At 48.9% G+C, this 15,529-nt stretch carries 4 protein-coding genes; all 4 read right to left on the bottom strand.

From position 1 onward, the window contains the following. Positions 1-369 precede the first annotated feature (369 nt). The 4 genes from ACOJUN_RS18850 to ACOJUN_RS18835 all read right to left on the bottom strand — a co-directional run bounded on the left by ACOJUN_RS18850 (position 370) and on the right by ACOJUN_RS18835 (position 15,461). On the bottom strand, positions 370-4,149 hold the full coding sequence (locus ACOJUN_RS18850; protein ID WP_422133440.1) for a DUF4116 domain-containing protein: 3,780 nt from the start codon (positions 4,147-4,149) through the stop codon (positions 370-372). Positions 4,150-4,367: 218 nt separating this feature from the next. After that, positions 4,368-7,940: a DUF4116 domain-containing protein gene (locus ACOJUN_RS18845; protein WP_422133439.1), complete on the bottom strand. Its 3,573-nt coding sequence runs from the start codon at positions 7,938-7,940 to the stop codon at positions 4,368-4,370. A gap of 180 nt (positions 7,941-8,120) precedes the next feature. Further along, positions 8,121-11,705, bottom strand: coding sequence for a PEP/pyruvate-binding domain-containing protein (locus ACOJUN_RS18840; protein ID WP_422133438.1), 3,585 nt, complete (start codon positions 11,703-11,705; stop codon positions 8,121-8,123). A 93-nt stretch (positions 11,706-11,798) separates the two neighbouring features. Beyond that, positions 11,799-15,461, bottom strand: coding sequence for a DUF4116 domain-containing protein (locus ACOJUN_RS18835; protein WP_422133437.1), 3,663 nt, complete (start codon positions 15,459-15,461; stop codon positions 11,799-11,801). Between the last annotated feature and the right edge of the window lie 68 nt (positions 15,462-15,529).

Below are 15,529 nucleotides of genomic sequence, written 5' to 3'. Positions count from 1 at the left end.
TTCTCCTTTGGTATTAAAAGGTGTTACCTATTAACACTGCACCACTACAACAGAAAGTAAAGAAAACCCTCGTTTTATTTACTTTTGTACTGGGTGACCAGAGTGAGCCTTTAAGTACCTGGCCAGTTGGTTTCGCATATTCTGGCGAGTGGATTTTTTCATCCTTCAAGGCGCAACGACGGGCGTGTAGCCATAGCCAGGCAACCAGAGTTGGAACGCAGAAGGATGGAAAAAGCCGCCGTCCAGAATATACGAAACCAACTGGTTAGCTACTTACCTTTGATTTGACAAGAGAATTTTTATAGAGTTCCGCCATTCGCTGCAAGCACAGAGCTTAATCAGGATAAAAAATGGAGCATTCCGAACTTCTTACTTGCGTATGTATTTAAGAACTTCGCAATTTCTTTGGACTGCTGCATCAATAAAGTCCTCATCTTCTTGAAGTCTGTAGGCAGCATATTCGAAAGCCAGAGGATATTCCTGAATTAAGTCCAGCATATACTCGCGATCATGAAATACCGCTCTATGGGCATGTCTTAAGTGAGTGATATCATCAGCTATCAAGATTTTAATCATGTTTTTATCGCTTCGGATTCTTGGACTTGCGTACTTAAAAGCGTCTGGATACTGTGCGATAGCAGCAATGACAACCTCATCATCATCCTGAAGCCCCGAGCTGGCATATTCCAGCAGACCGCCATCTCCAGTGACTGCGGCCAGGACGACCTCTTTATCAGCTTTCAGTTCTTCACTCAAATACTTCAGGTTATGCGGATGTGCTGCAGTGATGGCTAATACCAGATGTTTATCTTTTTGAGCCCGTTGGCTGGCATATTCGAGCCCATACTTCAGAAAGAAACTCTTGACCTTTTCTCTGTCTTCCGGAAGCGACTGACCTGATGGAACATCAAACTCCAGGCTATAACTGCAGGCTGATGGTTTTACAATATAGTATTGGTCTCTCAAATCGGGATAAACAGCCTCAACCAATGGCATAGCGTTTTGGGCATCTATCAATAACAGATGATGTAAAAGCTCCCTGCGGGTGTCCTCACTGATCTCATTACTCATTAACACTTCCCGAAAATGGTTCTCCGACTTTCTCCACCACTCTTCTAACCGTTGAACATAATCAATAAATTGTTGGTGTTGTTTACTTAATAACTGGCAACAATCGGGAGTCATCGTGGAATAGTCATAAATCGTTGAGAAAAGACAATGTTGAAAGGCAAATCTATCAGCTTCTGTGGCTGAGTCTCTATCAAGACGTTGCGCAAGCAAATCAAAATTCCACTGATCTCCTTCAAAAAGGCTGCAGTCCTCTAAATAAATATCCATATCCTGAATAGCATGCAAAGCTGTCATCAGTTTTTCAAAGGCATCCTGCATGGTTTGACGTGATGTCATTCGGGTGTATTCGACAATAATTTCTCCCGCTACGGCGTTGCTACTGAGCTTCATACCGGCAGCATTTTTATCCAGTTCGATCGTTTTCAGTAATTGCACCAGAAACCACATGCGTTTCAATTTGCCGGGTTTGTCAGTGCCATCAATGGCATCAAACTCGTCAGAAAATTTCAGCCGCAAGGTTCGTCCTTTAACTCCCTCTGCGTTTTCAAGTAGCTCGATAAGCGCCAGGTGATGTCCTAACTTAAGGTTCACAATCAAGGCATCATCCATACTGATGACCGTCGCCGGACGGGCTAATTTTTTGAGGGATGCCTTGCAGGAGGGACTCAATAGCGGAGGACTTTCACCCGAGCCAACCGGAGTCGTGCAATCAACATAAGCGACTTCTTCCTCCTTGAACGATCTGCCCTGTCCCGAGGCCAGAGTGACCGGAGCCAGTGCCTCTACAAAGCGCTTATGCAGGGCAAAAATCAGCTCATGGACACTGCGCACCTGCTCAGCCTCTGAAGGGTTGAGTGCCTGAAGACAGGATTGTAGCCGGTGGCAGGCGGCCAGCCACTGACGAAACGATATCTTCCCATCTTCACAGTCATCCAGTGGCAGGATGATAGCCTCCAGCTCTGCTCGGATAGTCTGTTTCAACGTCTCGAACCGGTTGATTAATAGCGGTAATTCATCCAGCAATCGCCCGACCTTGGGTGCCCTGCTGTTACGCGCCAGCAGCAAGAAGGCCAGGTAACCCTCCAACAGGGCTTTTGCGCCATAAATAAGCCGATTTACGCATTCCCTGGTCTCTGCCAGTATCTTTGCTCGTTGTGGCGACATACTCAGTTTTACCGGATTTGCCAGACAATCCAGGCCACTGCCCGGGGCGTAGAGCAGCAGCAGTCGGGCATTTTGATCTGTGAGCCACTTAAAGCCACTGGCGACCTGACGAAATGTGCCTTCAGGGGGGGACAAATCATCCTGTGTCGGGATGGTTTGCGGTAAGGTTTCATCGAAAAAAGCACTGGATGGCGTTCTGAAACTGGTCAGTTTTGCGCTATGGTCACCGACAACAATAAAGGCACCGGGCGTCCCTTTAAAACGAGCGCAGGCCAGTGTAACCTGATGGCCGTCCTGAGCGGCTATGGCCGGGTACTGGCCAGCAGCCAGCATCAAAGTTTTTGCTTTCTGTCTCAGGAGGATCGCTACATGATCATTGAATCCTCCTTCATCAAAGACGAGCCCTCCTGCCCGCTTCAGGAACTCAGGCTCAAGCATCCACTCTTGCGCGTGGTGGGCCACGACAACGGCTCCCTCTGGCATCAAGTCTGCCTTTTGTTTTTTGGCTACCCAGAGTGGTCCGGTGCAATAGCCTTCGCTGACAACCTCGCCGATGGCCAGAGTCTCTTCGGGTATCGGCATGGCAAAACTCATGCCACCAGAGAGTCGGGTAACAGGGCGCACCTGCAACAGGAACAGGCGCCCCTTATGATCGATGGCAAACTCCATATCCACAGGACAGAGCAAGAGGTTTTCGAGCTTTGTCACCATCTCCCTGAGTGCTGAAACCCTGTCATCACTGAGTTGCTGACTGAAGTCGTCTGATTGAGTATCCGCATCATGAATTCTTATTTCTGAATAGCCGTTATTATTCGTGTTTTTGCGCAGGATGAAGCGACTTGAAATCGTTCCGGGAAAATAGTGAGCGCTGTCAACGCTTTCTTTGCGAGAAATATCGATGCGATGGGGCCTGTTACCGGACTGTCCTGTCACAACGCCTCTGGGCTGACCCGGTGTGTATTCGACCCTGAGGGTATCATCCTGAAAGGATTGAAAGCTCATGACGACCCCGCCATATTGGCAGTCAATGCACTGTTGGAGGATCAGCGCCATGGGGGGTGGTATAACTCCGGGACAGACTTCTTGCCGGTAACCTGAGGCCATAACCTCAAGGCAGGTTCGCACAACATCCTCTTCTCCCTGAACTTTCGAGAGGTATTTGCCCGCCTGGGCATCGCCGTAATTATCTTCGCTGATGCCAGAGCTGCGAACAATCACCGGCTCTGATGTCCACGGTCCGTCCAGCTGAGAGCGCAGATTGCCAATGTGCCGGGCCGCTTCAGAATCTTTAACCTGTTCGTAAAAGTCATTACTGGCAATAAATTTCGCCAGACCCGCCAGCCCGATATCCCTTTTCACTTGTTCTGAAGATGGCAGGGCATTGAGGTATTTCCGGATGTTAATCAGGCTGGTCTGAGCCTTCTGTTGATGAACAATCCCCGGGAGACAGCGAGCAAGTTGATGGCTATCCAGAGGATATTGTTCAAGCGCATTCATGATTTGAGCAGTTACACACTTGAAGGGTGGAACAGGCAGACCTGCTGCCTTCATGCGCTGCAAAAACATTCCCTTGCCCCCAAGCAGTGCCCGGTTGGGGCGAGACTGGTCAGCAGCCTGATTGAGTGGAACTGAAGTCTGTATACGACAGACACGATTGGCCAGTAGTGTCTGGCAGGGAATGGGACTGGCAACCAGATAACTGAAATATCTTTTGGCTAAAAGGTTAGCCCTGTTAACTGAACTGAGAGCCCCGGTAATCCGATTTGGAATGGTTGTCGGGATTTGCTGATTTGAACGATCAGAATTGGCATGTAACTGAGACATCCCTCTGATGTTTATGTTCAACCTCCGGGCTTGCATCTGCCAGCCCGTTGCCATACCGAGTGACCGCAGCCATGACGACGTACTTATCATTCTCTGGTTTTCCACTAATACCAATCGAACTTTCTAATTCCCTATTGCGCACTTCATTAACAGACAACATCTAGATTTCCCTCTCCCCCCTTTGACAATGGCGTTTTTATAAAGTTCACACGTCAGCTTCAAGCACGCAGTAGAAAAAGCAACAACAGGCTGGCAACAGTGTTGGCACTGGTCAGCGTTGTCTGAATCAATCAGACCCTGTTTGCAGATTATCTGAGGTATTTACGAAGTTCGGGGTTTCTTTGTTTTGCGGCATTGATAAATTTTTTATCATCTTTAAGCTTTACAGCAGCATAATGGAAAGCCTGAGGATTTTTTGCAATTAAGTCGAGCATGCACTCGCGATCACTCAAAACCTTTTCGCTGGCAAATGATAAGGGATAAGTACTCTCAGCAATGGCCATTCGAATAATGTTTTTATCGTTTCGGAGTCTTTCACTGGCATAATTCAGAGCTAAGGGATTTTTTTCGACAGCGGCCATAACAATATCGCTGTCATCCCTCAGCTCCACACTCAAATATTGCAGTTGTTTGGGATGTTTTGAAATGGCGGGTAATACAAAGTCTCTATCATTGCGAACCCGTTGGCTGGCATATTCCAAACCATGCTTCAGCACGGCATTCCTGACCTTTTCTTTATGATCCCCGGACAGTGGCTGAGGTGACGCATAAAATTCCAATCTGTAACCGTAAGATGGCTTGATAACAAAGTATTGATCTCCCAGGTCATACAGTTGTTCAACCAATCGGGTAGCGCTTTTGGGATCGAATAATAAAAAATGATGTAAGAGTTCCTTGCGGATATCCTCACTCATCTCATCACTCATTAAGATTTCCCGCAGACTCTCTTTCGGTTTGTTCTTAAGCAACAACGACCACTGACACGCGCCCAACCGGCGGGCATGATGAGCAACCTCTTGCTGGTGTTTGCTTAACAGCCAGCAGAAAGCGGCAGTCGAGTATTGACCACCCGCAATCCGATAAAACATGACAAAAAGGCAATGTTGAAAGGCAAATCTATCCGCTCCTGTGGCAACATCACGTTCAAGGCGTTGTGCAAGCAGGTTAAAGTCCCACTGACTTCCTTCAAAAATGGGACTGCACTTCAAATGCAGATCCAGATCAGACATAGCAGGTAAGACAGTGATCAGTTTTTCAAAGGCATCCTGCATAGCTGGACGTGTTGTCATTCGGGAACATTCGACGATAATTTCACCCGCTACGGCGTTATAACTTAGCTTCATGTTATCAGGATTATCAGCCAGTTTGATCTCTCTCAGTAATTGCGCGAGAAACCACATACGCATTAACTTGCCGGATTTACCTGCGTAATCAGTGCTAACAAACTGGTCAGAAAATGTCAGCCGCAAGGTGCGTCCTTTCCCTCCCTCTGCGCGTTCAAGCAGTTCGATAAGGCTCACATGGCTGCCAAGATCCAGGTTAACAATCAAGGCTTCATCCATACTGATAAGAGTCCCTGAAAGCCCTGACTCTTCCATGAATGCTCTGCTGGACTGCCTCAACAGCGGCGCCTCTTCACCCTGGGTCGTGCAATCAACGTAGGTGATTTTCCTTTTTATGGACAGACTGTCCTGACCCCAGGCCAGAGTGACTGGTGCCAGCGCTTTCACGAAACGCTGATGCAGGGCAAAAATCAGCTCATGGACACTCCGGACCTGCTCAGCCTCCTCAGGGTTAAGTGTTTGAAGACAGGATTGTAGCCGACAACAGTCTGCTACCCACTGACGAAACATTACCGGGGATAGCTTCCCTTTTTCAGTGGCTTGCATGGGAAGAATAATACGCTTTAACCCGGATAGAATGGTTTTTTTCAACATTGCGAACCGGTCGTTCAATTGCGGTACTTCTTGTCGCAATGACCTGACCCTGTGTGAACACCTCTTACCAGCCAGTTGCAAGAATGTCCCATACCCATCCAGCAGAGCTTGAGCCCCATCAACCAGCCGATTTACACTGTCGCAGGTCTCTGCCAGTCGCTTTGATCGTTGTGGCGACATACTCAGTTTTACCGGATTTGCCAGACAGTCCAGCCCGCCGCCGGAGGCAAAAAATGCCAACAGCCGGGCATTTTGATCCGTGAGCCATTGAAAACCGCTGGCGACCGTATGGAATGTGTCGTCTGAGGGGGACAAATCATCCCGTGACGGGACGGCTTTTACTGGCGGCAGATCAGACAGGCTTCCATGACTCACCAGTTTCCCGGTCATGTCACCGGCAACAATAAAGGCACCGGGCTTACCGTTAAAGCGGGCACAGGCCAGCGTCGCCTGTTGGCCAACCTGAGCGGCCACGGACTCAAACTGATCACCGGCCAGCATCAGGGTTTTTCGTTGCTGTTTCATCAGGATCGCGACATGATCATTGAACCCTCCTGTGGCAGTGACAAAGCCTCCTGCCCGCTTCAGGAACCCGGGCTCAAGCATCCAGTCTTCAGCGTGTCGGGCCACCACTATGGCTCCGTCTGGCATAGAGTCTGCCGCTGCTTCTTCAGCCAGCCAGAGCGGTCCGGTGCAATAGCCTTCGCTGACACCCTCGCCGATGGCCAGGGTCTCTTCGGGTATGGGCATGGCGAAATCCAGGCCGCCAGAGAGTCGGGTGACAGGACGCACCTGCAACAGGAACAGACGACCCTGATAGTTTATGGCAAACTCCACATCCACCGGACAGAGCAACAGCTTTTCCAGCTTTGTCACCATCACCCTGAGGTCTGCAACCATGTCATCAGTGAGTTGTTGTTCAACGTCGTTTGATTGGGCATCGGCATCATCCATTCTTATTTCCGAATAGCCGTTATTGTCTTTACGCAGGATGTAATGACTTGAGATGGTCCCGGGAAAGTATTGATAGCTGTCGGCGCCTTCCTTGCGAAAAATATCAATACGATGGGGCCTGTTACCGGACTGCCCGGCCACTATCCCTCTGGGCTGCCCCCGTGTGAACTCAACCCTGACGGTATCATCATCAAAGGATTGAAAACTCATGGCGACTCCGCCGTGCAGGCAGTCAATACACTCCTGGATAATCAGCGCCATGGGTTGCGGTATGCCTTCGGAACAGACTTCAGGCCGGTAAGCTGAGGCCATAACCTTTAGACAGGTTCGCAAAATATCCTCATCTCCCTGAACTTCCGAAAGGTATTTGCCCGCCTGGGCGTCGCCGTAGTTATCTTCATTGATGCCGGAACTGCGGACAATAAGCGGCCCTGATGTTGATAGTCCGTGATCCCTGATGTGTTGGGCCGCTTCAGAATCTCTAACCTGCTCATAAAAATCATCACTGGCAATAAAGTTCGCCAGACCTGCCAGCCAGCTGTCTCTTCTGGCTTGCTCTGAAGGCAGCAACGCATTGAGGCGTTCCCTGATCTTCGCCAGACTGATCTTTGCCTCCGGTTCATTGCCGATCCCGGGGAAATAGGGTTCCAGACGCTGGCTATCCAGAGGGTATTGTTCCAGCGCATTGGTGACCTGAGTTGTCACACACTGAAACGGTGGCATAGACAAACCGGCTGCTTTCATGCGCTGCAAAAACATTCCCTTGCCACCAAGCAGTTCCCGGTTGGCAACAGAACAATGAGTAGCCTGATCTGCAACAGGTGAGCTGCATTTGCGCCTGGCTAGTGACCTAGTGTCGGGAACGCCAGCGGGTTCAGGATCACCAAGATACTTTTTGGCTGAACGATCAGCCTCAGTCTTATGATTGGGGACAATTGACAGACTTTGAAAATCTGATCTGCCAATGGTTGCAGGTGGTAAAGGTAACATAAAGGTATCCCTCTCACGTTAATATTCATCCATGAATCAACGACTGGTCGTTACCCTTACGTTTGACAATAATGTTTTTATAAAGTTCCCCCGTCAGCTTCAGGCACACAGTAGAAAAATAACAACAACGGGGTTGGCACTGGTCAACATTATCTGAATCGATCAGACCTTGTTCGCAGATTATCTGAGGAATTCATGAACTTCAGGGTTTCTTTGTTTTGCTGCATTGATGAAAGCTTTATTACCTTTAAGCTCGGAAGCAGCATAATTGAAAGCCTGAGGATTTATTTCAATTAATTCGAGCATACACTCGCGATCCTTCAAAATCTTTTCACTGGCCAATGATAAGCTGGAAATACTCTTAGCAATGGCCACTCGAATAACCTTTATATCCCCTCGGGCTCTCTCACCTGCATGAACCAGAAGTGTGGAAGACGTTTCGATAGCGGCCTTGACGACATCGCTATCATTTCTCAGCTCCTCACTCAAATCTCGCAGTTGTGAGGGATCTTTTGTAATGGCGGATAATACAAAATATTTATCATTTCGAACCCGTTGACTGGCATATTCCAATCCATGCTTCAGCACGGCATTCCTGATCTTTTCTTTATGATCCTCAAGTGGCTGGCCCGGTGGTACATAAAACTCCAATTTGTAATTGCAAGATGGATTGATAACAAAGCATTGATATCCGATGTCATACACTTCCTCAATCAATCTAATAGTACTTATAGGATTAAATAATATAGAATGGTGCAAGAGTTCCCTGCGGGTCTGTTCACTCATCTCATCACTCATCAAGATTTCCCGCGCAGTTTCTTCAGGTTTTTCCCGACTTTTCAATGACAAAAAATAAACACATAAGCGATGAGCATAATAAATAAACTGTTGATGGTATCTGCTTAATAACTCACAGCAAGGAGCAATATGGGGCCACTCTCTTTTATTCTGAAAAGACATTAAGAAAAGGCAACGTTGAAAGGCGAATCTATCCGCTTCTGTCGCAATATCACGATTAAGGCGCTGGGCAAGCAAGTCAAAGTCCCACTGGCCTCCTTCAAAAATGGGTCCGTAATTCAAACGAATATCCAAATTACTCAAAGCACATAACACAATCATCAGTTTTTTAAAGGCAGCCTGCATGGTTTGAGTTGATTTCATTCGGGGGCATTCGACGGTCATTATACCCGCAACAGCGTTGCAACTCAGCTTCATGCTATCAGCATTTTCATCCAGTTTGATCTCTCTCAATAATTGCGCCAGAAACCACATGCGCCGGAACTTGCCGGATATATCAAAATCATCAGATCTATCAAATTGATCAGAAAATGTCAGTCGCAAGGTTCGTTTTTTACCTCCCTCTGCGTGTTCAAGCAGCTCGACAAGGCTCATATGAGTGCCAAGCTTCAGGTTAACAATCAGAGCATCATCCATACTGACGACAGTCCCTGAGCGCCTTGATCCTTCAATGAATATTTTGTCGGACGGCTTCAATAACGGCGCCCCTGCGCCCGGACTCGTGCAATCAACATAGGTGATGTCGTTGATCGTAGATATCTCACCCTGACCCGAAGCCAGAGTGACCGGTGCCAGCGCTTTTACGAAACGCTGATGCAAGGCAAAAATCAGCTCATGAACACTTCGCACCTGCTCAGCGCTTTCAGGGTTGAGCGCTTGAAGACAGGATTGTAGCTGATGACAGTCTGCCAGCCACTGACGAAAGCTTACCGGGGATACCTTCTCTTCTTCGGCAGCTTGCATGGGAAGAGTGATACGCTCTAGCCCGGATTCAATGGTCTGTTTCAACATCTCGAACCGGTTGCTCAGCAGCGGTAATTCTTGCCGCAATGACTCGACTCTGTCTGAACTTTGCTTAACAGCCAGTTGCAGGAATGCCCCGTACCCATCCAGCAGCGCTTGAGCCCCATGAACCAGTCGATTTACGCTGTCCAAGGTCTCTGCCAATAGCTTTGATCGTTGTGGTGACATGCTCAGTTTTACCGGGTTTGCCAGACAATCCAGCCCGCCGCCGGTGGCAAAAAATGCCAACAGGCGGGCATTTTGATCCGTGAGCCATTGAAATCCGCTGGCGACCTGACGGAGTGCGCCTTCTGAGAGGGACAATTCATCCCATGCAGGGATGGCTTTTGCTGAAGGCTCATCAGAAACAGCAGAGGATAGAATGCCGTGACTCAACAGTTTCCCGGTCATGTCACCGGCAACAATAAAGGCACCGGGCTTACCGTTAAAGCGGGCACAGGCCAGCGTCGCCTGTTGGCCAACCTGAGCGGCCACGGACTCAAACTGGTCACCGGCCAGCATCAGGGTTTTTCGTTGCTGTTTCATCAGGATCGCGACATGATCATTGAATCCGCCTGTGGCAGTAACAAAGCCTCCTGCCCGCTTCAGGAACCCGGGCTCAAGCATCCAGTCTTTAGCGTGTCGGGCCACGACAATGGCTCCCTCTGGCATAGAGTCTGCCGCTGATTCTTCAGCCAGCCAGAGTGGTCCGGTGCAATAGCCTTCGCTGACACCCTCGCCAATGGCCAGGGTCTCTTCGGGTATGGGCATGGCGAAATCCAGGCCACCAGAGAGTCGGGTGACAGGACGCACCTGCAACAGGAACAGACGACCCTGATAGTTTATGGCAAACTCCACATCCACCGGACAGAGCAACAACTTTTCCAGCTTTGTCAGCATCACCCTGAGGTCTGCAACCATGTCATCAGTGAGTTGTTGTTCAACGTCGTTTGATTGGGCATCGGCATCATCCATTCTTATTTCCGAATAGCCGTTATTGTCTTTACGCAGGATGTAATGACTTGAGATGGTCCCGGGAAAGTATTGATAGCTGTCGGCGCCTTCCTTGCGAAAAATATCAATACGATGGGGCCTGTTACCGGACTGCCCGGCCACTATCCCTCTGGGCTGCCCCCGTGTGAACTCAACCCTGACGGTATCATCATCAAAGGATTGAAAACTCATGGCGACTCCGCCGTGCAGGCAGTCAATACACTCCTGGATAATCAGCGCCATGGGTTGCGGTATGCCTTCGGAACAGACTTCAGGCCGGTAAGCTGAGGCCATAACCTTTAGACAGGTTCGCAAAATATCCTCATCTCCCTGAACTTCCGAAAGGTATTTGCCCGCCTGGGCGTCGCCGTAGTTATCTTCATTGATGCCGGAACTGCGGACAATAAGCGGCCCTGATGTTGATAGTCCGTGATCCCTGATGTGTTGGGCCGCTTCAGAATCTCTAACCTGCTCATAAAAGTCATCACTGGCAATAAAGTTCGCCAGACCCGCCAGCCAGCTGTCTCTTCTGGCTTGCTCTGAAGGCAGCATCGCATTGAGGCATTCCCTGATGTTTGCCAGACTGATCTCCGCCTCCGGTTCATCGCCGATCCCGGGGAAATAGGGTTCCAGACGCTGGCTATCCAGAGGGTATTGTTCCAGCGCATTGGTGACCTGAGTTGTCACACACTGAAACGGTGGCACAGACAAACCGGCTGCTTTCATACGCTGCAAAAACATTCCCTTGCCCCCAACTAGTGCCCGGTTGGCAGGGGAACAATGATCAGCCTGATCTTGAACAGGAGAACAGCATTTGCGCTTGGCTAGTGACCTTGTGTCGGGAACGCCAGTGGCTTCAGGATCACCAAAATACCTTTTGGCTGAACGATCAGCCTCAGCCTTATGATTGGGGTCAATTGCCAGACTTTGAAAATCTGATCTGCCAATGGTTGCAGGTGGTAAAGGTAACATAAAGGTATCCCTCTCACGTTAATAATCATCCATGAATCAACGACTGGTCATTACCTTTACATTTGACAATAATATTTTTATAAAGTTCATAATTCAGGCTAAAAAATACCTGACGTATTTATCAACTTCGGGGTTTCCAAGCCTTGCTGAATCGATAAAAACCTGATCATTTTTAAGCCTGTAAGCCGCATGTTTGAAAGCTCCAGGATACTCTGCAATTAAGTCAAGCATATACTCGCGATCATTTAACAAGGTTTTACTGACATATCGCAAGTGACAAACGCCTTGTTTAATTACACTACTAATAATGCTTTTATCTCTTCGAATTCTTTCACTGGCATACTCCAGAGCATCTGGACTCTGTTTGATAGCGGCCTTGACAACGTCATCATCATCCTGAAGTTTCGAGCTGGCGTCGATCAGACAACAGCCTCTCTGAGTAACTGCGGCTATGACAACCTGTTTATCATTCCTCAGTTCCTGACTTGCATATTTCAGGTTAGATGGATGCCCTGTAACAGCTTCTAATACAAGCTCTTTATCACTTCGAATCCGTTGACTGACATATTCCAGTCCATCTTTCACCAGGGCTTTCTTCACCGTTCCTTTGATATCCGAAAGCGACTGAGACGGTGGAACATCAAATGTCAGCGTGTAATCCCGTGATGGTTTGATAATAAAGTATTGATCTCTCAAATGCGGATAAAAGTACTCAATCAGTCCTATAGAGTAATGGCGATTTGACAATAAAAAATGATGTAAGAGCTCCCTGCGGATATCCTCACTAATCTCAACACTCATTAAAATTTCCCTTAGACTATCCTCCGGTTTTTTCTTGGAATTTACTAACGCCAGACACTCCCCTAACTGCTCAGCATAATAAACAAACTGTTGAAGGTGGTTGCTTAGTAACTGGCAGCATTCGGGAACAAGACGGCATAAACGCAGATAATACATTGTGAAAAGACAATATTGAAAGGTGAATCTATCGGTTTCTGTCATAGCATCGGAATTAAGGCGTTGTGCAAGCAAGTTAAAATCCCAATGATTTTCTGCAAATGTCTTTCTGTCAGTAAAGAAAATATCAAGCTCAGACATATCACTTAACACAATCATCAGTTTTTCAAAGGCATCCTGCATGGCTTTGCATGATGTTATGCCGGAGTATTCGACGATAATTTCACCCGCCACGGCGTTACAACCCAGCTTCATGCTAACAGCCTCCTTACCCAGCTTGATCGTTTTCAGTAGCTGCACTAAAAACCACATACGTTTTAACTTACCGTGTTCATCACTGCCATCAGGGCTCCGAAACTGGTCAGAAAATTTCAGCCTCAAGGTTCGTCCTTTACCTCCCTCTGCGTTTTCAAGCAGCTCGACAAGGCTCATATGACTGCCAAGCTTCAGGTTAACAATCAAGGCAGTATCCATACTGATGACAGTCCCCAAGAGCCCTGATTCTTCAATGGATACTTTGTCGGACGGTCTCAATAACGGCGTCTTTGCGCCCGGTGTCGTGCAATCAACATAAGTGATGCCATTTGCCGTAGATACCTCACCCTGATCCGAAGCCAGAGTGACCGGTGCCAGTGCCTCCACAAAACGCTGATGCAAGGCAAAAATCAGCCCATGAACACTTCTCACCTGCTCAGCGCTTTTCGGGTTGAGTGCTTGAAGACAGGATTGTAGCTGATGACAGTCTGCCAGCCACTGACGAAAGCTTACCGGGGATACCTTCTCTTTTTCAGCGGCTTGCATGAGAGGAGTGATACGCTCTAACCCGGATTCAATGGTCTGTTTCAGCATCTCGAACCGGTTGCTCAGCTGCGGTAACTCTTGCCGCAATGACTCGACTCTGTCAGAACTTTGCTTAACAGCCAGTTGCAGGAATGCCTCGTACCCATCCAGCAGCGCCTGAGCCCCATGAACCAGTCGATTTACGCTGTCCAAGGTCTCTGCCAGTCGCTTTGATCGTTGTGGCGACATACTCAGTTTTACCGGATTTGCCAGACAGTCCAGCCCGCCGCCGGTGGCAAAAAATGCCAACAGCCGGGCATTTTGATCCGTGAGCCATTGAAAACCGCTGGCGACCGTATGGAATGTGTCGTCTGAGGGGGACAAATCATCCCGTGACGGGACGGCTTTTACTGGCGGCAGATCAGACAGGCTTCCATGACTCACCAGTTCCCCGGTAATGTCACCGGCAACAATAAAGGCTCCGGACTTTCCGTTAAAGTGGGCACAGGCCAGCGTCACCTGTTGGCCAGGCTTAGCGGCCACTGCCGCGAACTGACTAGCGGCCAGCATCAGGGCTTTTCGTTTCTGTTTCATGGCGATCGCTACATGATCATTGAACCCTCCTGTGGCAGTGACAAAGCCTCCTGCCCGCTTCAGGAACCCGGGCTCAAGCATCCAGTCTTCAGCGTGTCGGGCCACCACTATGGCTCCGTCTGGCATAGAGTCTGCCGCTGCTTCTTCAGCCAGCCAGAGCGGTCCGGTGCAATAGCCTTCGCTGACACCCTCGCCGATGGCCAGGGTCTCTTCGGGTATGGGCATGGCGAAATCCAGGCCGCCAGAGAGTCGGGTGACAGGACGCACCTGCAACAGAAACAGGCGACCTTGATGGTCTATGGCAAACTCCACATCCACGGGGCAGAGCAAAAGTTTTTCCAGCTCTGTCACCATCTGCCTGAGGTCTGAAACCATGTCATCAGTGAGTTGTTGCTCAACGTCGTTTGATTGGGCATCGGCATCATCAATTCTTGTTTCTGAATAGCCGTTATTGTTCTTTTGCAGGATAAAGTGACTCGAGATCGTCCCGGGAAAGAATTGAAAGCGGTCAGTTTCTTCTTTGCTATCCCCGCGATAAATATCGATGCGGTGGGGCCTGTTACCAGACTGCCCTGCCACTACGCCTCTGGGCTGCCCCATTGTGTACTCAACCCTGACGGTACCATCGTTAAAGGATTGAAAGCTCATGGCAACCCCGCCGTATTGGCAGTCAATGCACTGTTGGATGACCAGTGCTATGGGGGAGGGTATGCCTTCGGAACAGACTTCAGGTCGGTAAGCTGAAGCCATAACCCTGAGGCAGGTACGCAAAACATCCTCATCTCCCTGAACGTCCGAGAGGTATTTGCCCGCCTGGGCATCGCCGAAGTTATCTTCATTAATGCCGGAACTGCGGACAATAAACGGCTGTGATGTGCAGGGTCCATCCAGCTGACGACGCAGATCCCTGATTTTTTTAGCTGCTTCAGAATTTTTAACCTGTTCGTAACAGTCATCACTGGCAATAAATTCTGCCAGACCCGCCAACCATTCATCTCTTTTGGTTTGCTCCGAAGGTGGCAAGGCATTGAGGTATTCCCTGATCTTCGTCAGGCTGGTCTGTGCCTGCTGTCCGTGGTCAATCCCGGGAAGATAGTGGGATAAACGACGGGTATCCAGAGAATAACGTGCAAGAGCAGCCATGACCCCGGTTGTCACACATTGGAATGGCGGAACAGATAAACCGGTTTTGCTCATGCGCCACAAAAACATCCCCTTGCCTCCAAGTTGTTCGCGGAGTGTGTCAGCCTGATCTGAAACAGACAAACCACAGAGACGCCGGGATAAAGGAGTTTGAATGGATCGAATGCCAAAGGACTGAGGGTCACTGAAATACTTTTCGGGTGAACTATCAGCTCGGTTATTCTGATTGGGAATCCTTCTCAGGATTGGAGGCTTTGATGTACCAAAATCAGCATTTAACATTATGACATCTCTCTTATGTTAATGTTTTCTGTTGTTTATTAGCTGACCCCGGAGTTTTTTATGATCTT

It is taken from the genome of Endozoicomonas sp. ALD040 (genome assembly GCF_049275945.1).
Lineage (GTDB): Bacteria > Pseudomonadota > Gammaproteobacteria > Pseudomonadales > Endozoicomonadaceae > Endozoicomonas_A.
The sequence above is the reverse complement of the archived record's forward strand: the minus strand, read 5'-3'. Positions and strand labels throughout refer to the sequence as shown.